Below are 22381 nucleotides of genomic sequence, written 5' to 3'. Positions count from 1 at the left end.
TGAAAACCCCTTGAGGACAACGGTCCCAAGGGGTTTTTCTTTTCTGGCAAACCGCTTCGCCCGCGATCACTTCGCCCCGTTCAAGGTATTGAAGCTGGTCATCAGGTTACGGTAGTCCGGGATGTGGTTGGAGAACAGCGTGCCCAGCCCTTCGATGTCGTTGCGCCAGTCGCGGTGCAACTCGCAGGCCACGCCGAACCAGGTCATCAGCTGTGCCCCGGCAGCTTCCATGCGGCGCCAGGCCGAGTCACGGGTCAGTTCATTGAAGGTGCCGGAGGCGTCGGTGACGACGAATACTTCGAAGCCCTCCTCCAGGGCCGACAAAGCCGGGAAGGCCACGCACACCTCGGTCACCACGCCAGCGATGATCAGTTGCTTCTTGCCGGTCGCCTTCACCGCCTTGACGAAGTCCTCGTTGTCCCAGGCATTGATGTTGCCAGGACGGGCGATGTAGGGCGCATCGGGGAACTGCTCCTTGAGCTCGGGCACCAACGGGCCGTTGGGGCCGCTCTCGAAGCTGGTGGTGAGGATGGTCGGCAGCTTGAAGTACTTGGCCAGGTCCGACAGGGCCAGCACGTTGTTCTTGAACCGATCGGGTTCGATGTCCCGTACCAGAGAGAGCAGACCGGTCTGGTGATCGACCAGCAGAACGGCAGCATCATTCTTGTCCAGACGTTTGTATTGGAAGCCCATGGGGGTTCTCCTTGCTTGGTTTTCGGGGGGGGGAGGGCAGGTAAGTGCGGAGTCCAACAGCTCATTGTTGGTCACCACCGCCTGCGCTTTCATGTAGCTTTCGATCAACAGTTGCTAATGCGAGAACACGCGACGTACTGGGCGTGTGGCGCGGCTTCGTGGAACTCGGGGATCAGCGGGCCGTTGGGACGCTGCGGAACGGAGGCGGTGGTGATCAACGACCGTCTGGAACAGGCCGCTCTGCTGATCGATCAGCAACATCGCCGCCTGGCTGGGATCGATCCGGGGAACTTGGCCATTGAAGTTGGCGGCTTGGTTGAAAGTGCTCATCGTTCTCTCCTCGTTTCGAGAACCGGCCATCCTGGCCAATGCGGTAGGACCGCGGACCCACGAATCCAGCGTGGGGATTATCAGAGTAGGCAACGCCAGCCAGACGGGATGACCGTCAGTCGGCCGGAGCAGCTCGCAGCTCGGTGCGGTCGGTTGGCGAGGTGATTGGCTGATGGATCTTCTTCACCACCGACCTCCTGAACACGACGGAAGTAACGGTAGTGCCCTGGGCAGGGACTCGGTAGATCCAATATTCGGGCTTCAGCGTTCCATTTTGTGAACGCTTGATAGGGGATTGAGCAGGATAGGAGCGGAGTCGTCCAAATACAGGACAGTTAAGCAGTGCCTGGTAATCGTGGGGCTGCTTTGCAGCCCATCGCGGGCAAGCCCGCGCCCACAGAGACCGCGCGTTTCTTGAGATGGCCGACGCCGAACCTGTGGGAGCGGGCTTGCCCGCGATGGGCCGCAAAGCGGCCCCAGAACAGCGGCCTCAGGTACCGTCAGCCAAGCACCTTCCCGGCCACCTCATCGACCGCCGCCTTGGTGATCGCGACGATCCGCTCGGCATCGTCCTTGCCCAACACCAGCGGCGGCGCGAAGCCGAGGATATCGCCGTGGGGCATGGCCCGGGCGATCATGCCGCGCTCCAGGCACGCCGCCGACACCTGCGGCCCGACCTTCAGCGCCGGGTCGAACGCCGTGCGCGCCTCCCGGTCGGCCATGAACTCCACGGCACACAGCATGCCGTCCCCACGCACCTCGCCGACCAGCGGGTGCCCTTCGAAGGTCTCGCGCATGCGCTGGTTCAGGTACGCCCCCACCACCTCGGCATTGCCGGTCAGGTCCTCACGCTCGAGGATGTCCAGGTTGGCCAGGGCAGCGGCCGCGCAGATCGGGTGGCCGGAATAGGTCCAGCCATGGCCCATGGCCCCGTCCTTGCGCGAACCCTCCTCGATCACGTTCCACACCTTCTCGCCGACGATCACCGCCGACAGCGGCGCGTAGGCACTGGTCAGGCCCTTGGCGGTGGTGATCAGGTCGGGGCGGATGCCGTAGCGCTGGCTGCCCATCTTCGCGCCCAGGCGGCCGAAGGCGCACACCACCTCGTCGGCGATCAGCAGCACATCGTACTTGTCCAGCACTGCCTGGATCGCCGCCCAGTAGCCCTTGGGCGGGACGATGATGCCGCCGGTGCCCATCAGCGGCTCGCCGATGAAGGCGGCGACGGTGTCCGGGCCTTCGGCGAGGATCAGCTTCTCCAGCTCATCGGCGCAATAGCGCACGAAAGCCTGCTCGTCCATGCCGGCCGGCGCCTTGCGGTACCAGTGCGGGCACACCGTGTGCTTGACCCCTTCCACCGGCAGGTCGAAGTGCTGGTGAAAGCTGGGCAAGCCGGTGAGGCTGCCGGTCATGATGCCCGAGCCATGGTAGCCACGGTCGCGGGAGATGATCTTCTTCTTTTGCGGCCGTCCGAGGATGTTGTTGTAGTAGCGCACCAGCTTGACCTGGGTCTCGTTGGCGTCGGAGCCAGACAGGCCGTAGTAGACCTTCTTCATCCCCGCCGGCGCCCAGTCGATGATGCGGCTGGACAGCTCGATGATCGCCTCGGTCGAGTGCCCCACGTAGGTGTGGTAGTAGGCCAGCTCCTTGGCCTGCTTGTGGATAGCGTCGGCGACTTCGCTGCGACCGTAGCCGATGTTCACGCAGTACAGGCCAGCGAAGGCATCGATCAGCTCGCGGCCTTCGTGGTCGCGCAGGCGGATGCCCTCGGCGCCGGTGATGATCCGCCCCTTGAGCGCGCCACTGGCATGGTCGTGGGCGTGGGTCGAGGGGTGCATGAAGTGGGCACGGTCCTGCTCGAACAGTTGGCTGAATTCTTGGCTCATGGCAAACGCTCCTTAGAACTGACCTTGATGGTGCAAGCAAAAGTATTTGGTCTCGACGAAGGGCTCGAAGCCCTCGCTGCCGCCTTCACGCCCCAGGCCCGAGGCCTTCATGCCGCCGAACGGGATCGGATGGCCGGTGAACTTCACGCCGTTGACCGCGACCATGGCATGGTCCAGCCGGCGGATCAGCGGGTGGACCACATCCAGACGGTTGGAACAGATGTAGGCGGCCAGGCCGTACTCGGTGTCATTGGCCATTTCGATGGCCTGCTCCAGGGTGTCGAACGGCATCACCCCGGCGATGGGCGCGAAATTCTCTTCCTGGTAAATGCGCATCTGCGGCGTGACATCCGCCAACACGGTAGGTTGGTAGAACCAGCCCCCCAGGGCATGGGCTTCGCCGCCGACCAGGCGTCGGGCGCCGTGGGCGATGGCGTCCTCGACCCGCTCGGCCGTGGCATCGAAGGCGGCCTGGTGCATCAGCGGCCCGATGTCGACGTGGGTTTCCTCGCCATCGAGCATCGCCGGCCCGACCTTCAAGGCCCGTACCGCTTCGGCGAAGCGCGCCAGGAAGGCCTCGTACAACGGGCGCTGGACCATGATCCGGTTGGCCGCGCAGCAGTCCTGCCCCGAGGTCTGGAACTTGGCCGCGACCGCGACCTTCACCGCCAGCTCCAGGTCGGCATCGGCGCAGACGATGAACGGCGCGTTGCCTCCCAGCTCCAGGGCGACCTTCTTGACGTCGTGGGCAGCGGCCTGCAGCACCAGCTTGCCGACCCGGGTGGAGCCGGTGAAGCTGACCGAACGCACGCGCGGGTCGCGCACCAGGGTCTCCATGGCCATCTGCGGTTCGCCGATGACCACGTTGAACACACCGGCAGGCAAGCCCGCCTCTTCGGCCAACTGCGCCAGGGCCAGTGCCGAGAACGGTGTCTCGTGGGCTGGCTTGACCACCACGGTGCAGCCGGCGGCCAGTGCGGCAGCGGCCTTGCGGGTGATCATGGCGCTGGGGAAGTTCCACGGCGTGAGCAACGCGCAGACACCCACCGGCTCCTTCACGGTCCCCAGTTGGGCCCCAGGGATGTGACTGGGAATGGTCTGGCCATACAGGCGCCGCGCCTGCTCGGCGAACCAGGGGATGAAGCTGGCCGCATAGGCGATTTCGCCGCGCGCTTCGGCCAGTGGCTTGCCCTGCTCCCGACTGAGGATGCGCGCCAGCGCTTCCTGGTGCTCCAGGAGCAGTTCGCCCCAGCGCCGCAGCAAAGCTGCCCGCGCCTCCAGGCTTTGCTGGCGCCAAGGCACGAAGGCACGCTGCGCGGCATCCACCGCGGCGACGATCTGTTCATGCTCGAGCAACGGTACATGGTCGATGACCTGGCGGTTGGCCGGGTCGAGCACGGCGATGCTGTTGCCACTGTTGCTGTGCAGCCATTGGCCGTCGACGTGGCACAGGTTTCTGAACGGGTATTGGTGTGACATGAGCTGTTCTCCATACCTCTTGTAATGGCGCGGCCGAAGCCTGGTGCGCTACAGCACGTCCGCGATCACCGCCAGGGTGTCGCCGCATTGCACCAGGCCGGGGAAATGCCGGGCGGCCAGCAGGCCGCCGCGTCGAGCGCGGTATTCGATCGGGGCGCTGCCGGTGCGCTTGATGTCATGGACGCGGGCAATGACCTCGCCCTGGCTGACCGTGTCGCCAAGGTCGCGGCACATCTCCAGCAGGCCGTCGTGTTCGCTGGCGATGAAGCAGTCGCCGTCGGGCATGTCGAGCATGATCGACGCGCTGGCCTGGACCTCGCCTTCGAGGATGCCGGCATGCACCAGCAGGTTGTGCACGCCGCGCTCGGCCAAGGCCACGCTCTTGGCCGTGGAGGTGCCGCCGCCGCCCAGCTCGGTGGTGACAAACACCTTGCCCTGGGCCTCGGCCGCAGTGTCGTACATGGCCTGGGCGTCCTGCTCGAGCATGCGCATGCTGTACGGCGCCGAGAACGCCCGCATGCCCGCTTCGCAACGCGCCTGTTGGTCCTTGTCGGGCAGCACGTGGCAGGCCGCGAACGGCAGGAAGTCCAGGGTCCTGCCGCCGGAATGGATATCCAGGACGATATCGGCCAGCGGCAGCAGGGTGCGGCGGAAATAGTCGGCGATCTTTTCCGTCACGGTGCCGTCAGGCTTGCCCGGGAAGCTACGGTTGAGATTGCCCTTGTCGATCGGCGAGGTACGCCGACCGGCCTGGAACGCCGGGGTGTTCATGAAGGGCACGATGATCACCCGCCCGCTGACCTGCTCGGCCTGCAGCCGCTGCGCCAGCTTGCTCAGGGCCACCGGCCCCTCGTACTCATCGCCATGGTTGCCGCCGGTCAACAGGGCAGTCGGCCCGCTGCCGTGCTTCACCACGGTGATCGGAATCATCACTGCGCCCCAGGCCGAGTCGTCGCGCGAATACGGCAGCTTGAGAAAGCCGTGCTGCACACCGTCGCGCTCGAAGTCCACGGTGCTGCTGATCGGGTTCGTCGCTTGTGGGGCGCTGTCTGCAAATGCATTCATGGCTCAATCCTTCACGAACAGCTGGCGCGGCACGTTGCACAGGGTCTCGACCCCGGTCTCGGTGATCAGGATGCTTTCGGTGATTTCCAGGCCCCAGTCGTCCATCCACAGACCCGGCATGAAGTGGAAGGTCATGCCCGGTTGCAACACGCTGCTGTCGCTCGGGCGCAGGCTCATGGTGCGCTCGCCCCAGTCCGGCGGATAACTGATACCGATCGGGTAGCCGCAGCGGCTGTCCTTGTGGATGCCGAACTTCTCCAGCACACCGAAGAACGCCCGGGCGATGTCTCCCGTGGTGTTGCCAGGCCTTGCAGCCTCGAGCCCCGCGGCGATGCCCTCGACCACGGCCTTCTCGCCTTCGAGGAAGTGCGGCGGCGGCTTGCCCAGGTAGACCGTGCGCGACAGCGGGCAGTGGTAGCGCTTGTAGCAGCCGGCGATCTCGAAGAAGGTCCCCGCGCCGGTGACGAACGGCGAATCGTCCCAGGTCAGGTGCGGGGCGCTGGCGTCGGCGCCGGTCGGCAGCAACGGCACGATCGCCGGGTAGTCACCGCCGTGGCCGTCGACGCCGAGGATACCGCTGCTGTAGATCTCGGCCACCAGCTCGTTCTTGCGCACGCCCGGCTCGATGCGCTCGAGGATGCGCCCATGCATCTTCTCGACGATGCGCGCGGCGATGCGCATGTATTCGATTTCCTGGGGCGACTTCACCGCCCGCTGCCAGTTGACCAACCCGGCGGCATCGCTGAAGGTCGCCTGCGGCAGGTGCCGGCACAGGGCCTGGTAGGCCGCGGCGCTGAAGTAGTAGTTGTCCATCTCCACGCCGATGTTCAAGGCGCCCCAGCCCTTGGCCAGGATCACCTCCTGGCACAGGTAGTCCATCGGATGGCGCTCACGTGACTGCACGTAGATGTCCGGGTAGCCGACGATGTTGTCGTGGGCCATGAACACCGTGCGCTTGGCGCCATTGGCATCCTGGCCACGGCCGAACCAGATCGGCTCGCCATCGAGCGCCAGCAACACGCACTGGTGCACGTAGAACGACCAGCCGTCGTAGCCGGTCAGCCAGGCCATGTTCGACGGATCGGTGACCAGCAACAGCTCCAGGCCCTGCGCCTGCATGGCGGCGCGGGTCCGGGCCAGGCGCTGGGCGTACTCCTGCCGGCTGAACGGCAGGTTGACCACTGACTGAGACATTGCAATGCCCTCTGTTGAGTGGGGTTGGAAGATTCTTCAGCTGGCGAAGGCCAGGCCCTTGCCAGCGGCCAGCGCACGCTCGAAGGCCAGGTTGGCGATGGCGGTGTCCTGGGCGCCGGTGCCGGTCAGGTCGCACAGGGTGATCTGACCGGCACTGGTACGGCCCGGCTGCTGCCCGGCGATGACCTGGCCGAGTTCGCAGAAGGCGCCGTCGTCGTGGACCAGGCCGGCGCGCAAGGCATGGTGCAGCTCGCCCAGCACGCGGGTCTGGCCGAGGCGGTCGGCGACGTAGCGGTCGACCTCGGCCACCACCTGCGGGGCGATCTCGTTCTTGTGCTCGGCATCCGAGCCCATGGCGGTGATGTGCAGGCCGGGGTGCAGGTGATGAGGCTGGAGCAGCGGTTCGCGGCTGGGTGTGCAGGTGATGGCGATGTCCGCACCCTGCATGGCCTGGTCGATGCTGTCGCACACCAGCACCTGCAAGCCGCCATCGCGGCCGAGTTCATCGCCCAATGCCGCGGCCTTGGCCGAGTCGCGCGCCCACAGATGCACCCGCTCGATCGGCCGCACCAGGCGCAGCGCCTGCAACTGCAGGCGAGCTTGCTCGCCACTGCCGATCAGCGCCACGCAACGGCTGTCGTCACGGGCCAGCCAACGTGCCGCCACCGCGCCGGCCGCGGCGGTGCGCACGGCGGTGAGGTAGCCGTTGTCGAGCAACAGGGCATCCAGCAAGCCGGTGCGTGCCGACAACAGCATCATCATGCCGTTGAGGCTGGGCAGGCCGAGCTTGGGGTTGTCGAAGAAGCCGGGGCTGACCTTGATCGCGAAGCGCGCGATGCCCGGCAGGTAGGCGGTCTTCACGTCCACCTCGCCGTTGTGCTCGGGCACGTCCAGGCGCAGGATCGGCGGCATCGCCACCTGCGCCGTGGCCAGCAGGGCGAAGGCCTGCTCGATGGTATCGACCGCGGCGCGGTCGAGGCAGATGCAGTCACGCAGGTCGGCTTCGCTGAGCAAGGTGATGGCGGACATCGGAAAACCTCCAGTGAACGAAAAGAAAAGACCTCAGGCGTCGCCGCCGTTCATCACCCGCAAGTGCTGTGCGGTATCGACGTTGCGGCCGCTGACCACCACTACGATCGGTCCACGGGCCGGCACCAGGCCGTCGAGCAACGCGGCGATGCCCACCGCACCGGCGCCCTCGACCACCTGGCGCTCCTGGTGGTAGGCATGGCGCATGGCATTGGCGATCGAGGTTTCCGCCAGCAGGTGCACCTGGTCGAGCAGGCGCCGGGTCAGGGTGAAGGTGTGGCGGTTGTCCAGGCCGATACCGCCGCCGAGGGAGTCGGCCAGGGTCGGCAACTCCTCGACCTCGACCGGGCGGCCAGCCTGCAGGCTGGCGTGCATTGCCGCGCCACGGGTCATGCTGATGCCATGGGTGGTGATGGCCGGGTTGATGCTTTTCAGGGCCAGCGCCACGCCGGCGAACAAGCCGCCGCCGGACAGCGGCACGAGTACCTGGCCAACGTCGGGCAGTTGCTCGACGATCTCCAGGCCCAAGGTGCCCTGGCCGGCGATCACCGCCGGATCGTCGAAAGGCGGCACCAGCGCCGCGCCCTGCTCATGGGCATGCTGCAGGGCCGCGTGCTGGGCATCGTCCTGGGAGTGGCCGACGATGCACACCTCGGCGCCCAAGTCGCGGATCGCCTGGACCTTGTTGGCTGGTACCAGGTGCGAGAGATAGACGGTGGCGCGCACACCCAACTGCGACGCGGCGTAGGCCAGTGCCCGGCCATGGTTGCCGGTGGAGGCGGTGACCACGCCACGCGCCCGCAGGTCCGGGGCAAGGGCCGCGACTGCATTGCTGGCGCCGCGCAGCTTGAAACTGCCGGTGAGTTGCTGGGATTCGAGCTTCAGGTAGACCGGTGCGCCGGCGATGCGGCTCAGGCTCGGGGAGTGTTCCAACGGCGTGCGGCGCACGAGCCCCTGGATACGCTGGCGGGCAAGGTGGATATCGTGAAGCGAGAGCTCTGACATGACCGCGTCCCAACAAGTGGCCTGGTGTTGGGCGGAGTCTAAGAGCGGCAAATTGTCGTGATGAATGTACTAGGTCAATTTGCCGGACATTTTTTATTTTGCATCGCCTGTGCTGCCCCATTCGCGGGCAAGCCCGCTCCAGGGGTTGAGCCGATCACATGAAATGCGCATTGCACAAGCGTGTCATCCAGTTAGACGGCCCCCTGCTGCTCACAACTCATGAATCTGCGGATACTGCCCGAACAGTTCGCGCATGTCGGCCAACGCCTGGCGCATCTTGGCATCCGAACACTCGGCCCCCACGCACAGGCGTACCGCCCGCGGCCGTGGCGTGCCACGTACCAGGAATGGCTCCGGCGGCGTCACCGCGATCTGCCGGCGGCGCAAGGCCCGCACCAGGCTGTCGACCTCCCAGTGCGGCGGGATGTCCAACCAGGCCGCCAATGCCTGGACCGGGTTGCCCTGCAGGTAGTCGCCCAGGTACTCACGGACCATCGCCTGCCGCCCGGCAAGCAGCTTGCGCTGCAACTCCACCAACTGCGCGGCACGGCCATCGTTGATCCAGCGGGTGGCGATCTCCGCCACCAGCGGCGTGGCCATCCAGCTGTTGACCCGCAGGATACTCTCGGTACGCAGCGCCAGGCGCTTGGGCATCGCCAGGTAGCCGACCCGCAGCCCGGTGAGCACCGACTTGGTCATGCTGGTGCAGTAGAACGACAGCTCCGGGGCGTAGTGGCTGATCGGCCGGGCATGACGCCCGCCCAAGAGCGGGCCGTACACATCGTCCTCGATGATGTGCACGCCAAAACGCCGGGCGATTTCGGCGATCTCCCGGCGGCGGGCATCGGGCATCAGGCTGGTGGTCGGGTTGTTGAGGTTCGGCGTGCACACCAGCGCGGTGACCCGCTCGTTGCTGCAGATATCCTCGAAGTGCTCTGGGTCGATGCCATCGCGGTCCATCTCCAGGCCCTTGAGGGTGAACCCCAGCACCTGCGAGTTGCCGATGACGCCATGGTCGGTCAGGCCTTCGCACAGCACCACGTCGTCGGGGCCGGCCAGCGAGGCCAAGGCCAGGAAGATCGCATGTGCAGCGCCATTGGTGACCAGCACGTCGTCGCGCTCGACCGTCATGCCCAGCCCGGCCAACCAGCGCACCGCCGCCTCGCGATGGCTTTCGAAACCGGCGATGGGGCGGTAGGCGTGGATCCACGGCTGCTCGTCCTCCTGGCTGAGCTCGGCACAGGTCTCGCGCCAGATCCGCTCGTGCGCCTGGGTGTGCAGGATGCGGGTGATGGAGAAATCCACCAGGGTGCGCTCGGGCAGGTCGATGATGTCGTCCGCCACCCGGTCGCTCATGCGCCGACTGACGAAGCTGCCACGGCCAATCTCGCAGCGCACCAGGCCCTGGCGCTCCAGTTCCTTGTAGGCATTGGTCACGGTCTGCACGCTGATGCCCAAGGCATCGGCGACCTGCCGCTGCGGCGGCAGGCGCTGATCGTGCAGCAGCACGCCACGCTCGATCTCGCCGGTGATCGCCTGGACCAGGATCTTGTACTTGGACTCGCCAATGCGAGCCGCGTCGAGGGCTGTCTTCCAGTTTTCCATGGGGCATCGCTTCGCTGGCCGGGGTCAGGACACAGCATCGCTCGTGTGGGATCTTCGGGCAATTGTCCTAGTGCAATGCCATCGGCGCCGGAGCTTTTGTATGCTCCGGCCATGGTCGACGCCAGGCTGCCCCGGCAGCATCGAACAAGATCCCTGTCGACCGGTGCCGGAACGCTCGCGTCGTCGGTTGATCGAACGAAAAGCCACCGTGCATCCGCTGTTTTGCTCCACTGCCTCCTAACACAGAGCCGTCGGCGACGGTTTGATAACAAAACAGGAGATTCATTGATGAGCCAGCCTTCCCCCATCGTGCCATCCCCGTTCAAGCGCCTGCTGGTCACCTGTGCCGCCTTTGGCCTTGCCGCCAGCGCCCAGGCCGCCACCCTGGACACCATCAAGGAAAACAGCCGCATCCGCATCGGCTACGCCAACGAGACGCCCTTCGCCTTCACCGAGACCGATGGCCGGGTCACGGGCGAGTCGCCCGAGATCGCCAAGGTCATCTTCGAGAAGATGGGCATCAAGCAGGTCGATGGCGTGCTCACCGAATGGGGTTCGCTGATCCCTGGCCTGCGCGCAGGCCGCTTCGATGTCATCGCCGCCGGCATGTACATCACCCCAGCGCGCTGCAAGCAGGTGATCTTCACCGACCCGCAGTACGCCCTGCCCGACACCCTGCTGGTGGCCAAGGGCAATCCGAAGAACCTGCACAGCTATGCCGACGTCGCCGGCAACCCCGATGTCAAGCTGGCGATCATGGCCGGCACGGTCAACCTCGCCTACGCCCGCGACTCGGGGGTCAAGGACGCGCAGATCCTCCAGGTGCCGGATACCACCGCGCAATTGCAGGCGGTACGTGCCGGCCGCGCCGATGCCGCGGTGGGCACGCAACTGACCATGAAGGGCCTGGCCCGCAAAGGCGGCGAAAAGGTCGAGGCGATCAGCGACTTCACCGACGACCCGGCCCACACCGGTTACGGCGCCCTGGCCTTCCGTCCCGAAGACAAGGACCTGCGCGATGCGGTCAACGCCGAGCTCAAGCGCTGGCTAGGCAGCGAGGAGCACCTCAAGACCGTGGAGCCCTTCGGCTTCGACCGCTCCAACGTGACCGAGAAGACCGCTGCCGAGCTCTGTGCCCAGCAATGAATCGAGGTGGCATGGCACTTGCCATGCCGTTCCCTGCGTAGTCCGATTATTCAGGTCGAACCCATGGGTGAATTGATACCGTTGTTACTGCAAGGCGCCTGGATCACCATCCAGGTCACCTTCTTCGGCTCGCTGCTGGCCATCGTCGCCGCGATCCTCGCCGCCCTCGGCCGGCGCTCGTCCTGGCGGCCCCTGAGCTGGTTCTGCGTGGCCTACATCGAGCTGTTCCGCGGCACCTCGCTGCTGGTGCAGCTGTTCTGGCTGTTCTTCGTGCTGCCACTGCCGCCTTTCAATCTCGAAATGAGCTCCTACACCGTGGCGATCGTCGGCCTCGGGCTGCACATCGGTGCCTATGGCGCCGAAGTGATGCGCGGCGCCATCAGCTCGGTCGCCAAGGGCCAGTACGAAGCCTGCACAGCCCTCAACATGTCGTCGGCCACGCGCTTTCGCCGGATCATCCTGCCCCAGGCCCTGCTGGCGGCGATCGCGCCGGGCACCAACTTGTTGATCGAGCTGCTCAAGAACACCTCGCTGGTGTCGCTGATCACCCTGTCGGACCTGAGCTTCCGCGCCCGCCAGCTGGACCAGGCGACCTTCCAGACCCTGGAGATCTTCAGCCTCACCCTGCTGCTGTACTTCGTCCTGGCGCAGGTCATCAACTTCACCATGCGCGCCGTCGAACGACGCCTGGGCCGTGGTCGCCTGCGGGGGAGCCTGTCATGAACGTCTGGGACTGGAACTACGTCGCGCAGATCCTGCCCGACCTGCTGCAGGCTTCGCTCAAGACCCTGGGCATCACCCTGGTGGGCTTTCTGATCGCCATCGTCCTTGGCCTGTTCCTGGCCATCGGCCGGCGCAGCCGGCAGGTGTGGATCGCCTGGCCGGTGACTTTGGTGATCGAGTTCATCCGCAGCACGCCGCTGCTGATCCAGGTGTACTTCCTGTACTACGTGCTGCCCAACTACGGCGTGAACATGACTGCCATGCAGGCGGGCATCCTCGGCATCGGCCTGCACTATGCCTGCTACATCGCCGAGGTCTACCGTGGCGGGCTCGATGCCGTGCCGCGCAGCCAGTGGGAAGCGGTGGTGGCGCTGAATTTCGCGCCCTGGACAGCCTACCGCACGATCATCCTGCCCCAGGCGATCCGACCGATCCTGCCGCCGCTGGGCAACTACCTGATCGCCATGCTCAAGGACACCCCGGTGTTGTCGGCCATCACCGTGGTGGAAATCATGCAGCAGGCCAAGAACGTCGGTTCCGAGAGCTTCCGCTACCTGGAGCCGATCACCCTGGTCGGTCTGTTCTTCCTGGCCTTGAGCGTCGCTCTGGCCTATCTGGTTCGGCGCCTTGAAGTGCGCCTGGAGTTACGCTAATGATCGCGCCTGTCTCGAACCTCGCCACTGTCACCACCAGCCCCCTGCAGCGGGACCACGCCATGCCAGCACCGGCCATTGCCCAGCCAATCGTCAGCTTCCGCGACGTGACCAAGCGCTACGGCAGCTTCACCGTGCTCGATGGTCTCAACCTGGATATCGCCCCTGGAGAGAAGGTGGCGATCATCGGCCCCAGCGGCTCGGGCAAGTCGACCCTCCTGCGCGTGCTGATGACCCTGGAAGGCATCGACCAGGGCACGATCGAAGTCGACGGCGAATCGCTGACGCACATGCCCGGGCGCAACGGCGGCCTGGTCACGGCCAGTGAACGCCATGTGCGCAAGGTGCGCTCGAAGATCGGCATGGTGTTCCAGAGCTTCAACCTGTTCCCGCACATGAGCGCCCTGCAGAACGTTATCGAGGCGCCGGTGCAGGTGCTCGGCATCAAGCCCGCCGAGGCCCGCGAGCGGGCTGCCGAGTTGCTGGAGATGGTCGGCCTGGGCAACAAGTTCGATCACTACCCGTCGCAGCTTTCCGGCGGCCAGCAGCAACGCGTGGCGATCGCCCGGGCCCTGGCCATGCGGCCGAAGGTGATGCTGTTCGACGAAGTGACCTCGGCCCTGGACCCCGAGCTGTGCGGCGAGGTGCTCAACGTGATCCGCCGGCTCGGCAGCGAGCACAACCTGACCATGCTCATGGTCACCCACCAGATGGGCTTCGCCCGCGAGTTCGCCGACCGGGTGTGCTTCTTCTACAAAGGCCAGATCCACGAGCAGGGCACGCCAGCGCAGGTGTACGAGAATCCCCAGCAGGAGCGGACCCGGGCGTTTCTCAGTGCGGTACGGGAAGCGAACTGACCGGGACGTGGGGCTGCATTGCTACACACAGCTTAAGAGGCTGGCACTGAGGCTTGCCCCACGAGTTTGCCCTTTATAGGCGCCGAATCACGTGATGACTCGTCGATACTGCTGCCTGGGGCTACGGGGCGATGCGGGATCGGTCATTTCGATCAAGCCTGCCGCAAGGGCAGGCTTGAGGTAGTTCTTGTTGAACGTCGGACGATGCGAAAGCCCCAAGCGTTGCATGAGCTCGTTGGCCTTCAACGCCACACCGGGTTGTAACTGCTGGATCAGACGCGCTACTTGATCGCTTACTTGATCGCTTTCATGGGCCTCGACCAGCGCTTGGCGTAACGCTTGCAACATGAACTCCACGAACGGGGTCGCCTCGGCCGCCTGATCAGCTGCCGCGAGCGCGCTGTAGTAAGCATCCTGTTGCGCACATATCACTGTTTCCACCGGTAGGTATGCCAGCACCGGACGCCAACGACTAAGGATCAAGGTCTGCCATAATCGTCCCATGCGTCCATTTCCGTCGGCGAACGGATGAATGAACTCGAATTCGTACTGAAACACACAGCTGGCAATCAAGGGGTGCCAGTCGCTTTGCCCGAGCCAATGAAGAAGGTCTTGTATCAGCATCGCCACACGACTGGCCGGTGGCGCCATATGCAGCAGGCGCGCTCCGCGATAGATGCCTACTCCGCCCTGACGGAAATGCCCGGCATCCTCGATCAGGCCACTCATCAGCAAGCCATGAGCAGCCAGCAGATCGGCCTGGCGATCTGGCCGCCACGTGGACATCGCATCATAGGCGGCGAACGAATTCCGCACCTCCTGGATCTCACGTGGCAGCCCCAGTACCTGCTTGCCATCCAGTAACGCCGTCACCTGCTCCACACTCAGCGTGTTGTTCTCTATGGCCAGCGATGCCTGGATGGTGCGTATACGGTTGCCTCGTCGCAGTTGTGGCGTAAGCACGTCATCACGAGACGCCGCCAACAGCCCCACATGTTCGCTGATCTCTGCAACCAGCCCCAGCATGCGTGGTGTCAAGGTCAACGGCGGCAGGTAGTTACTCATGCATGCAGTTCCATAAGCGTGGGATGCCTGACAATAACGGGACGCAGATAGGGTATGCCAACGACTGCTACCCAACGATTGCCGTCACCTTATCCACTGGCATAGCCGGGGTAAAGGCGAGCGCATTGGTTCACGAATTCCTGAACTGATTATTTGCCTCCAGCGATTTTTCCCAACGGCAACCCTCACCAGAATCGCCTCACCAACAATCACAATAATCATGAGGCCACGCCCGTGGACCAGACCCTCCAGGTACGCCAGGCTGCCGCCGACCTCGTCGCCGCCTTCGCCAGCAACGATACCGCCCGCTACTTCGCCTGCTTCAGCGAAGACGCCACCTTCCTCTTCCACAGCCTGCCGCAACCGCTGCTATCGCGCCGTGCCTATGAAACCTTATGGGCGCAGTGGCAGGCCGAGGGCCTCACCGTGCTCGAATGCCGCTCCGACAATGCCCATGTCAGCCTGCAAGGCGAGGTGGCGGTGTTCATGCACGACGTGGCCACGCGCATCCGCATCGCTGGCCAGGAACACCAACTGGCCGAGCGCGAGACCATCGTCCTGCGCCGCCACGGCGAACGCTGGCTGGCCTGCCACGAGCATTTGTCGGTCGCCTCCTAGCTGACGTTTTCCGCGGCCTTGCCGCACTGCCAACGCAACCACAAGAGGGTCCGCGCCCCGGCGCCGACCTACAACAACCGCGCTGGAGCCTTGCCATGAGCCACTCGACCGGTATCGAGACCAACGGCGTCGAACAGATCCCCGACGATCAACGCGACGCCTCCCCACTGGACCTGTTCCGCCTGATCTTCGGCGGGGCCAACACCTTCGCCACGGCCGTGCTCGGCAGCTTCCCAGTATTGTTCGGCCTGTCGTTCCAGGCCGGGGCCTGGGCGATCCTGCTCGGCGTCGGCATCGGCGCACTGATCCTCGCCCCCATGGGCCTGTTCGGCGCACTCAACGGCACCAACAACGCAGTATCGTCCGGTGCGCACTTCGGCGTGCACGGGCGTATCGTCGGGTCGTTCCTGTCGCTGCTCACCGCCGTGGCGTTCTTCTCCCTCTCCGTGTGGAGCTCCGGCGATGCCCTGGTGGGCGGCGCCAAGCGCCTGGCCGGGCTGCCGGAAACCGACCTGACCCTGGGCCTGGCTTACGGTCTGTTCGCGGTACTGGTGCTGGTGGTGTGCATCTTCGGTTTCCGCTTCATGCTCTGGGTGAACAAGATCGCCGTGTGGGCCTCGAGCCTGCTGTTCCTGCTCGGCATCGTCGCCTTCGCCGGCCCTTTCGACATGGGCTTCGCCGGCAGCGTCAGCCTCGGCCAGGCCGGTTTCTGGGCGGCGTTCGTCGGCGCGGCGATCCTGGCCATGAGCAATCCGGTGTCGTTCGGCGCCTTCCTTGGCGACTGGTCGCGCTACATCCCCCGCGAAACGCCCAAGGCACGCATCATGCTGGCGGTGATCGCTGCCCAGGCCGCGACGCTGATCCCCTTCCTGTTCGGCCTGTGCACGGCCACCTTGGTGGCCAGCCAGGCCCCCGACTACATCGCCGCCAACAATTATGTCGGCGGCCTGCTGGCGATCTCTCCGAGCTGGTTCTTCCTGCCGGTTTGCCTGATCGCGGTGATCGGCGGCATGTCCACCGGTACCACGGCGCTGTACGGCACCGGGCTGGACATGTCCAGCGTGTTCCCCCGCCTGCTCAGCCGCGCCGGTGCCACCCTGCTGATCGGCGTGGCGGCGATCGCCTTCATTTTCATCGGCCGCTTCACCTTCAACCTGGTGCAGAGCGTGTCCACCTTCGCCGTGCTGATCATCACCTGCACCAGCCCCTGGATGGTGATCATGATCATCGGCCTGGTCACCCGCCGTGGCTTCTACCATGCCGACGACCTGCAGGTGTTCACCCGCGGCCAACGCGGCGGCCATTACTGGTTCCACCACGGTTGGAACTGGCGCGGCATGGGCGCCTGGGTCCCCAGCGCGGCGGTGGGCCTGTGCTTCGTCAACCTGCCAGGGCAGTTCGTCGGCCCGCTCGGCGCGCTTGCCGGCGGCATCGACCTGAGCCTGCCGGTCACACTGGGCCTGGCTGGCGTGCTGTACCTGGCCCTGCTCAACCTGTTCCCTGAACCCGCCGGCGTCTATGGCCCGAATGGACCGCGCTGGGTGCGTTGCAAACATGCACCGTCGACGCCTGTGACCACCGCCGAAATGGCCTGACTGGAATCCGACCATGACCACACCTCACTACATCGACGGCCGCTGGGTCGAAGGCCAGGGCAACGATTGCCTCACCGTGCATGACCCATCGTTTGGCCAACCGTTCGCCGAGCTGATGTCGGCGAGCACCGCCCAGGTCGACCAGGCCGTGGTGGCGGCGCGCCGTGCCCTGGCGTCCTGGAAGAACGTCGCCGCCAGCGAGCGTGCCCGCTACCTGCGTGGCTTCGCCGAGCAGTTGGGCCAGCGCCGCGAAGCGCTGATCGCCCTGCAGATTCGCAACAACGGCAAGCCACGCCACGAAGCCGAGATCGACCTGGACGACGCCGTGGCCACCTTCGGCTACTACGCCGACCTTGCCGAACGACTGCCGCAAAAGAACCGCGACGTCCCCCTCGCCGCCCCGGGCTTCACCGCCCGCACGCGCCTGGAGCCGGTCGGCGTGGTCGGCTTGATCGTGCCGTGGAACTTCCCCTTGGTGACCAGCGCCTGGAAACTCGCCCCGGCCCTGGCCGCCGGCTGCACCGTGGTGCTCAAGCCGTCGGAGATCACCCCGCTGATCGAGCAGGCCTACGGCCAGATCGCCGATACGCTGGGCCTGCCCGCCGGCGTGCTCAACATCGTCAACGGCAAGGCCGAGACCGGCGCGGCATTGAGCAACCACAACGGCCTGGACAAGCTGTCGTTCACCGGCAGCAACGGCGTCGGCAGCCAGGTCATGCGCGCCGCCGCAGCCCAATGCCGCCCGGTGACCTTGGAGTTGGGCGGCAAGTCCGCGATCGTGGTGTTCGACGACTGCGACCCGGACCAGGCCGTGGAATGGATCGTCGCCGGCATCACCTGGAACGCTGGGCAGATGTGCTCGGCCACCTCGCGGCTGCTGGTGCAGGACGGCATCGCCGACACCCTGCTGCCACGCCTGCAAGCGGCCCTGGAACGGATGCGGGTCGGCAACCCACAGGCCGAGGACGTGGCGATGGGGCCGTTGACCAGCCAGGCGCAATGGCTGAAGGTCGCCGGCTACTTCGCCACCGCCCGCGAGGAAGGCTTGCGCTGCCTCGCCGGCGGCCAGGTGCTGGACCGCGAAGGCTGGTTCGTTAGCCCGACGCTGTACGTGGACGTGCCCGAGAACAGCCGCCTGTGGGTCGAGGAAATCTTCGGCCCGGTGCTGTGTGCCCGGCGCTTTGCCACCGAGGCGCAGGCCATCGCCCAGGCCAACGACAGCCGCTTCGGCCTGGTCGCCACCGTCTGCAGCGCCGACCTCGAACGCGCCGAGCGCGTGGCCGATGCGCTGGAAGTCGGCCATGTGTGGATCAACTCGGTGCAGGCGGTGTTCGTCGAGACTTCGTGGGGCGGCACCAAGGGCAGCGGCATCGGCCGTGAACTCGGGCCCTGGGGGTTGTCGGCGTATCAGTCGGTGAAGCATGTGACGCGCTGTCTTGGCTGATCGCTGACACGACGCCCCCCTTGTCGACAGTTGTCGCGAGGGGCTTTTACGTTACGCTCAGCGGGTATTCCCCCGCGAAAGCGACAGTACCGTCACCACAAAAGCCTGGTGTTCCAGGTGACTTTTACCCACCGTCGGAAAGTCCCACCCCTGGTAGCCCCAACAACCACAACACCAGGCCAGACCTCCCATGCACCCGCAACGCACCACCCTGCACAACGAACTGCACGCCCGCCCGTCGCTGTATTTCGACGAGCCGGCCCATGTCCATCACCTGGCCCTGCTGGGCGACGATGCCGCCTGCCAGGCCCTGTTGCAGCGCTGCTGCCCGGGCGCCTTCGACAGCGAGGCGGTCCAAGGCATCACCCGGCTGGACGGTCATCCGTTCAAGTGGGAGCGCCATGCCGAGTTCTTCACCCTGACCCTGGTCGTACCCTGCGCCACCCATGATGCGAGCTGGCAGTCCTTGCCCCAGGTGCTCGCCGAGGCCATCGCGCCGCAGGCGGCACAGGTGATCAACGCGGTACAGGTGCTGGTACGCGGCGAGCAGGACCTGGACCTGACCCGCTACGGCTTCAAGGACCCCTGCGGCTCCTGCGTCGGCGGTGGCGACGCGGTGGTGTGGAGCGACTTTCGCCTGACCGACGATGGCACCAACCGCCTGTTGTTCGTCAACCGGCGGCTCAATGCCTACCGCCAGGGCCGGATGATCCGTCGCCTGCTGGAAATCGAGACCTACCGCATGATGGCCTCGCTGACCCTGACCGACGCCAAGGCCCTCGGCCAGGAGCTGGACGCCTTCGACAGGACCCTGGTCAGCCTCTCCGAACGCAGCGCCAGCGTCGCCGGCCATGACTCCAAGGCCCTGCTCGAAGCCATCGCCCACCTCTCGCGGCAGGTGGTCAGCCGCACCGTGAAGACCCGCCACCGCTTCGGCGCCACCCAGGCCTATGCGCAACTGGTGTTCGAGCGCCTGGGTGAATTGCGCGAAACCCACGTGGGCGACTGCCAGCGCCTGGGGGTGTTCATCGAGCGGCGTTTCAAGCCGACCGTGCGCTACTGCGCCGCCACCGAACAGCGCCTCGAGCAGCTGGCCAAGAACGTGGCCAACCTGGGCGACCTGCTGCAGGCGCGGGTGCAGGTGGAGATGGAAGAGCAGAATGCCGAGATCCTGCGCAGCCTCAATGCCCGGGCCGATGCCCAGGTGAAGATCCAGCGGGCGGTCGAGGGGCTGTCGATCATCGCCATCACCTACTACCTGCTGAGCCTGTTCAAGCTGCTGTATGGCGGGCTGAATGTACTGGGAGCGGGGCTGACGGCGCGCGAAGCGCTGCTGGGGATGGCGCCGGTGGTGGCGCTGGTGCTGCTGGTGATCCTGCGGCGGATCAGGCAGGCCAAGCAGCATTGAGGATGGCGGGGCTGCATATGCGGACCATCACCGGCAAGCTCATAGAACAAACGCTAACTCATTGATTTAGCAGGGACCTGTGGGGGCTTGTCCGGGACACCGCATGTCTCGGACGAGACCAAAGGCGCGGCCTTGAGCTAGGCCCCAGGGATCAATCGGCGTATCAGTCGGCAAACATATAACACGCTGTCCAGGCTGATCCCTGACACGGCGAAAGCCCCTTGTCGGCTGTGGTCGCGAGGGGGGGTTGCTACCGCAGGTTCGCCAGCTAGTGTCCATGAAATCTATACAATCCTACCGCGGTGCAGAGTAGGACAAGCCCACTCAGCATGATCACCTCCCCAGCAAGCAGACGCCGCTTGAGGTCTGCGGGAAAACAACGTAATTCATGCGCATCAAGCTCCCCTCGCCTGATATGCCTTCCAGGCCATGCCAAAACCCCGCTGATCATGCCCAACAAAATCCATCGAGAACCAAAGGCAGTAGTACCCCAAATACCCTTCTGGAGCTCCAGCCAACTGCTGCTGCGTAAGGCTGCCATGGCTCTCTCGAAATCACTCCCCCAAGCGAATCTGGCGATCATGGCCATTCCAATCAAAAAGCTGATAGCTGGTACTAAAAGTACGATCATCTGATAGCTCACCGGCCAATTGCGCGGATTGGGGATCAATGTGGCATCCATTCGTAAATGACCTCCCCTGCAGTCTCTCCAATCTCGTTACCTAGCGTTCCCCCACAAACGAAGCACCGCCCCCAGTGGCCAAACCACAAACCGCACGTCCATAAATACCGAAAACCACGCATATCGCGCTCACTGCTTTACCACCGAAAAATCCACCTGCGGCGCCGCCCGCCAACCCTCCAGAAAAGCTCCCAGTCTCGGTGAACCGAATCCCCCTGCCAGGCACGCCTCCTGCACTTTCAAATAGGACGAAGTTGTCCCCAACCCAATCGCCACATACCCACCACATTTCAAATACCACGCCGTCTTCGCCACTTCTTCCAAATGCGTCGCATACCCCAGCCTTAAGGCCACGGGCCAGTCACTGAGATCAATCATATGGATCTCTGTATCAGCACAACATCATACTCGGGATACTGTACGCGTCACCTCGAAGTGAATCATATTCGAAAGCTATATTTTTCCAAGCTTGATCAGCGCGCCCCCAAGATCAGCCATCCCGCACCGAGAAATTCCATATAGAACGCCCATTTCAGACGCCGTTTAAAAAGGGTGGAAAGTTCCGATTACCCTCCCGATCTAGCCACCCCTGCCGAAGTGCCAATTTCGGCCATAGTGCACCAACTAACATAGCACTCACAATAAAAACTCTCGACTTCAGTGTTAAGGTACTCCACGTTCTTATTTCTTCATGAAGTCCTTTACTTCGCTGGAAGGACGCGCACATCACATCGAAATGACGTGTACTCGCAATGTACCCGAAGACTCCCAGCCCTGAAAGCAAGAGCAGAAGCGGAGCCAGCAAAAAGCAAGCTTGAAAACTACTGGCCAATTGGAAGGATCAATCAAGGAGCGCCTCATAAGTCAGTTCACCCACCCCGGCGTTTCAAAGGTTTTCATACAGAGCCTAACGCCCAACTGCCTGGATCAATCCAATAATCCACAAATCAGCTCACCCATTCACACCCAGCATTCGCCACCTTTGCTGAGAGAAAAACCATATGCATTTCCACATAACGGAGTCCAAACTCATCCTGCAAGGCAAGGAACCAGACTACCATTAGCGAGCGAAGTCATAAGACACCCCACCCCAAAATTCCGTACACGATCGCTGACCATGTCAGACCTAAAGCCAAAAGCCAAAATGCGACTTTAACCCTACGTCTCAGATAGGAAGGGAATTGCTTATTGTCCTCCGGATCAAGCAATCCTCTGCGCATTCCCCATTCTGGCCATATGAGCATCATGCTTGAGCCCGCAACCGCCAAACTTCGAAGTTCCAGACTCAACGCGCTCGAAGCCCTAACGTCCTCTAGAAAACCTTTACTATTTCTCAGCGAGGCGCACATCACGTCAAAATGACGCGTTCCGGCGATATGAGCGAGAACTGAAAGGCCTCCCACACACAACACCATCGGTCCAAGCAATACAGCCAGCTTGACATATAGCATTCAACCCACCAGATCAGTCATAAAGATTTTCATAAACGACTTCCCCTGTAGCCCCGCCCACTCTTTCCATCATTAAGCCTCCAGAGAGGGAGCCGCCACCAACTAATGCAATCCCGCAGATGGCTCTTCCCCAGGGCCCAAACGTACATACAGCGCTGATCGCAGCCTTCCCAAACGCGGCACCTGCCATACCACCCACCAACCCTCCAGAAAAGCTCCCAGTCTCGGTGAACCGAATTCTCCTGCATTCCTCCGTCTCCCCTGCCCTACAAACCTCCTGCACTTTCAAGTAGGACGAAGTTGCCCCCAATCCAATAGCCACATACCCACCATATTTCAAATACCGCGCCGTCTTCGCCACTTCTTCCAAATGCGTCGCATACCCCGGTATCTGCCCCGGCCCACCGGCCTTTTTCCAGTGATGCACCACACGCTTGGACGAAATCCCAAGAT

19 protein-coding genes and 2 pseudogenes are annotated in these 22381 nt (G+C 64.1%); 8 read left to right on the top strand and 13 right to left on the bottom strand.

Going from position 1 to position 22381, the window contains the following annotated elements:
- Window positions 1-66: 66 nt before the first annotated feature.
- The 9 genes and pseudogenes from ycaC to WCE05_RS21680 form a co-directional block, all read right to left on the bottom strand.
- A complete protein-coding gene (gene ycaC, locus WCE05_RS21720) occupies window positions 67-693 on the bottom strand; it encodes an isochorismate family cysteine hydrolase YcaC (protein WP_225788502.1) in 627 nt (208 codons plus the stop codon).
- Between the two features lie 128 nt (window positions 694-821).
- A pseudogene (locus WCE05_RS21715) lies at window positions 822-1023 on the bottom strand (hydrolase); the annotation flags it as partial.
- Window positions 1024-1523: 500 nt separating this feature from the next.
- Window positions 1524-2909: an aspartate aminotransferase family protein gene (locus tag WCE05_RS21710; RefSeq protein ID WP_368816540.1), complete on the bottom strand. Its 1386-nt coding sequence runs from the start codon at window positions 2907-2909 to the stop codon at window positions 1524-1526.
- Between the two features lie 12 nt (window positions 2910-2921).
- A complete protein-coding gene (locus tag WCE05_RS21705) occupies window positions 2922-4388 on the bottom strand; it encodes an NAD-dependent succinate-semialdehyde dehydrogenase (RefSeq protein WP_225788500.1) in 1467 nt (488 codons plus the stop codon).
- A gap of 48 nt (window positions 4389-4436) precedes the next feature.
- Complete coding sequence (gene doeB / locus WCE05_RS21700; protein WP_225788499.1) at window positions 4437-5453, bottom strand: N(2)-acetyl-L-2,4-diaminobutanoate deacetylase DoeB; 1017 nt, start codon at window positions 5451-5453, stop codon at window positions 4437-4439.
- A 3-nt stretch (window positions 5454-5456) separates the two neighbouring features.
- Complete coding sequence (doeA, locus tag WCE05_RS21695) at window positions 5457-6647, bottom strand: ectoine hydrolase DoeA (RefSeq protein ID WP_368816539.1); 1191 nt, start codon at window positions 6645-6647, stop codon at window positions 5457-5459.
- Between the two features lie 36 nt (window positions 6648-6683).
- Window positions 6684-7676, bottom strand: coding sequence for an ectoine utilization protein EutC (eutC, locus tag WCE05_RS21690; protein ID WP_368816538.1), 993 nt, complete (start codon window positions 7674-7676; stop codon window positions 6684-6686).
- A gap of 33 nt (window positions 7677-7709) precedes the next feature.
- Complete coding sequence (eutB, locus tag WCE05_RS21685; RefSeq protein WP_368816537.1) at window positions 7710-8681, bottom strand: hydroxyectoine utilization dehydratase EutB; 972 nt, start codon at window positions 8679-8681, stop codon at window positions 7710-7712.
- 210 nt (window positions 8682-8891) lie between these two features.
- Complete coding sequence (locus tag WCE05_RS21680) at window positions 8892-10286, bottom strand: PLP-dependent aminotransferase family protein (RefSeq protein WP_368816536.1); 1395 nt, start codon at window positions 10284-10286, stop codon at window positions 8892-8894.
- A 288-nt stretch (window positions 10287-10574) separates the two neighbouring features.
- On the opposite strand from WCE05_RS21680, the gene ehuB reads away from it, so the two are divergent.
- The 4 genes from ehuB to ehuA all read left to right on the top strand — a co-directional run bounded on the left by ehuB (window position 10575) and on the right by ehuA (window position 13665).
- On the top strand, window positions 10575-11432 hold the full coding sequence (ehuB, locus tag WCE05_RS21675; RefSeq protein WP_225788494.1) for an ectoine/hydroxyectoine ABC transporter substrate-binding protein EhuB: 858 nt from the start codon (window positions 10575-10577) through the stop codon (window positions 11430-11432).
- 63 nt (window positions 11433-11495) lie between these two features.
- Window positions 11496-12155: an ectoine/hydroxyectoine ABC transporter permease subunit EhuC gene (gene ehuC / locus WCE05_RS21670; RefSeq protein WP_225788493.1), complete on the top strand. Its 660-nt coding sequence runs from the start codon at window positions 11496-11498 to the stop codon at window positions 12153-12155.
- The gene (ehuD, locus tag WCE05_RS21665) at window positions 12152-12808 is read left to right on the top strand and encodes an ectoine/hydroxyectoine ABC transporter permease subunit EhuD (RefSeq protein ID WP_225788492.1); all 657 of its coding nucleotides are present in this window, start codon (window positions 12152-12154) and stop codon (window positions 12806-12808) included. Before ehuC ends, ehuD begins: the two co-directional genes overlap by 4 nt.
- Before the next feature lie 62 nt (window positions 12809-12870).
- Window positions 12871-13665, top strand: a complete 795-nt coding sequence (gene ehuA, locus WCE05_RS21660; RefSeq protein WP_225788659.1) for an ectoine/hydroxyectoine ABC transporter ATP-binding protein EhuA — start codon at window positions 12871-12873, stop codon at window positions 13663-13665.
- Between the two features lie 87 nt (window positions 13666-13752).
- On the opposite strand, the gene WCE05_RS21655 is transcribed toward ehuA, so the two are convergent.
- Entirely contained in the window at window positions 13753-14730 is a 978-nt protein-coding gene (locus WCE05_RS21655) for a Fic family protein (RefSeq protein WP_368816535.1), read from the bottom strand.
- Between the two features lie 234 nt (window positions 14731-14964).
- Here WCE05_RS21655 and WCE05_RS21650 point away from each other — a divergent pair, with 234 nt between their 5' ends.
- The 4 genes from WCE05_RS21650 (at window position 14965) to WCE05_RS21635 (ending at window position 19795) form a co-directional block, all read left to right on the top strand.
- Window positions 14965-15348: a nuclear transport factor 2 family protein gene (locus WCE05_RS21650; protein ID WP_368816534.1), complete on the top strand. Its 384-nt coding sequence runs from the start codon at window positions 14965-14967 to the stop codon at window positions 15346-15348.
- Window positions 15349-15443: 95 nt separating this feature from the next.
- Entirely contained in the window at window positions 15444-16943 is a 1500-nt protein-coding gene (locus WCE05_RS21645) for a cytosine permease (protein WP_253103278.1), read from the top strand.
- A 13-nt stretch (window positions 16944-16956) separates the two neighbouring features.
- A complete protein-coding gene (locus tag WCE05_RS21640) occupies window positions 16957-18387 on the top strand; it encodes an aldehyde dehydrogenase family protein (RefSeq protein WP_368816533.1) in 1431 nt (476 codons plus the stop codon).
- A gap of 190 nt (window positions 18388-18577) precedes the next feature.
- Window positions 18578-19795, top strand: coding sequence for a DUF3422 domain-containing protein (locus WCE05_RS21635; RefSeq protein ID WP_225788487.1), 1218 nt, complete (start codon window positions 18578-18580; stop codon window positions 19793-19795).
- Between the two features lie 268 nt (window positions 19796-20063).
- Here the strand turns inward: WCE05_RS21635 and WCE05_RS21630 are convergent, their stop codons facing one another.
- From WCE05_RS21630 to WCE05_RS21620, 3 genes and pseudogenes are all read right to left on the bottom strand, one after another.
- Entirely contained in the window at window positions 20064-20477 is a 414-nt protein-coding gene (locus WCE05_RS21630; RefSeq protein ID WP_368816532.1) for a hypothetical protein, read from the bottom strand.
- A gap of 129 nt (window positions 20478-20606) precedes the next feature.
- Complete coding sequence (locus WCE05_RS21625) at window positions 20607-20855, bottom strand: hypothetical protein (protein WP_225788486.1); 249 nt, start codon at window positions 20853-20855, stop codon at window positions 20607-20609.
- A 1086-nt stretch (window positions 20856-21941) separates the two neighbouring features.
- A pseudogene (locus WCE05_RS21620) lies at window positions 21942-22381 on the bottom strand (hypothetical protein); the annotation flags it as partial.

The organism is Pseudomonas sp. I2, assembly GCF_040984075.1.
GTDB lineage: Bacteria > Pseudomonadota > Gammaproteobacteria > Pseudomonadales > Pseudomonadaceae > Aquipseudomonas > Aquipseudomonas guariconensis_B.
The sequence above is the reverse complement of the archived record's forward strand: the minus strand, read 5'-3'. Positions and strand labels throughout refer to the sequence as shown.

Coding starts and splice junctions, on each gene's coding strand:
- ycaC (WP_225788502.1), bottom strand. CDS start 693: ATGGGCTTCCAATACAAACGTCTGGACAAGAATGATGCTGCCGTTCTG.
- WCE05_RS21710 (WP_368816540.1), bottom strand. CDS start 2,909: ATGAGCCAAGAATTCAGCCAACTGTTCGAGCAGGACCGTGCCCACTTC.
- WCE05_RS21705 (WP_225788500.1), bottom strand. CDS start 4,388: ATGTCACACCAATACCCGTTCAGAAACCTGTGCCACGTCGACGGCCAA.
- doeB (WP_225788499.1), bottom strand. CDS start 5,453: ATGAATGCATTTGCAGACAGCGCCCCACAAGCGACGAACCCGATCAGC.
- doeA (WP_368816539.1), bottom strand. CDS start 6,647: ATGTCTCAGTCAGTGGTCAACCTGCCGTTCAGCCGGCAGGAGTACGCC.
- eutC (WP_368816538.1), bottom strand. CDS start 7,676: ATGTCCGCCATCACCTTGCTCAGCGAAGCCGACCTGCGTGACTGCATC.
- eutB (WP_368816537.1), bottom strand. CDS start 8,681: ATGTCAGAGCTCTCGCTTCACGATATCCACCTTGCCCGCCAGCGTATC.
- WCE05_RS21680 (WP_368816536.1), bottom strand. CDS start 10,286: ATGGAAAACTGGAAGACAGCCCTCGACGCGGCTCGCATTGGCGAGTCC.
- ehuB (WP_225788494.1), top strand. CDS start 10,575: ATGAGCCAGCCTTCCCCCATCGTGCCATCCCCGTTCAAGCGCCTGCTG.
- ehuC (WP_225788493.1), top strand. CDS start 11,496: ATGGGTGAATTGATACCGTTGTTACTGCAAGGCGCCTGGATCACCATC.
- ehuD (WP_225788492.1), top strand. CDS start 12,152: ATGAACGTCTGGGACTGGAACTACGTCGCGCAGATCCTGCCCGACCTG.
- ehuA (WP_225788659.1), top strand. CDS start 12,871: ATGCCAGCACCGGCCATTGCCCAGCCAATCGTCAGCTTCCGCGACGTG.
- WCE05_RS21655 (WP_368816535.1), bottom strand. CDS start 14,730: ATGAGTAACTACCTGCCGCCGTTGACCTTGACACCACGCATGCTGGGG.
- WCE05_RS21645 (WP_253103278.1), top strand. CDS start 15,444: ATGAGCCACTCGACCGGTATCGAGACCAACGGCGTCGAACAGATCCCC.
- WCE05_RS21640 (WP_368816533.1), top strand. CDS start 16,957: ATGACCACACCTCACTACATCGACGGCCGCTGGGTCGAAGGCCAGGGC.
- WCE05_RS21635 (WP_225788487.1), top strand. CDS start 18,578: ATGCACCCGCAACGCACCACCCTGCACAACGAACTGCACGCCCGCCCG.
- WCE05_RS21630 (WP_368816532.1), bottom strand. CDS start 20,477: ATGGATGCCACATTGATCCCCAATCCGCGCAATTGGCCGGTGAGCTAT.
- WCE05_RS21625 (WP_225788486.1), bottom strand. CDS start 20,855: ATGATTGATCTCAGTGACTGGCCCGTGGCCTTAAGGCTGGGGTATGCG.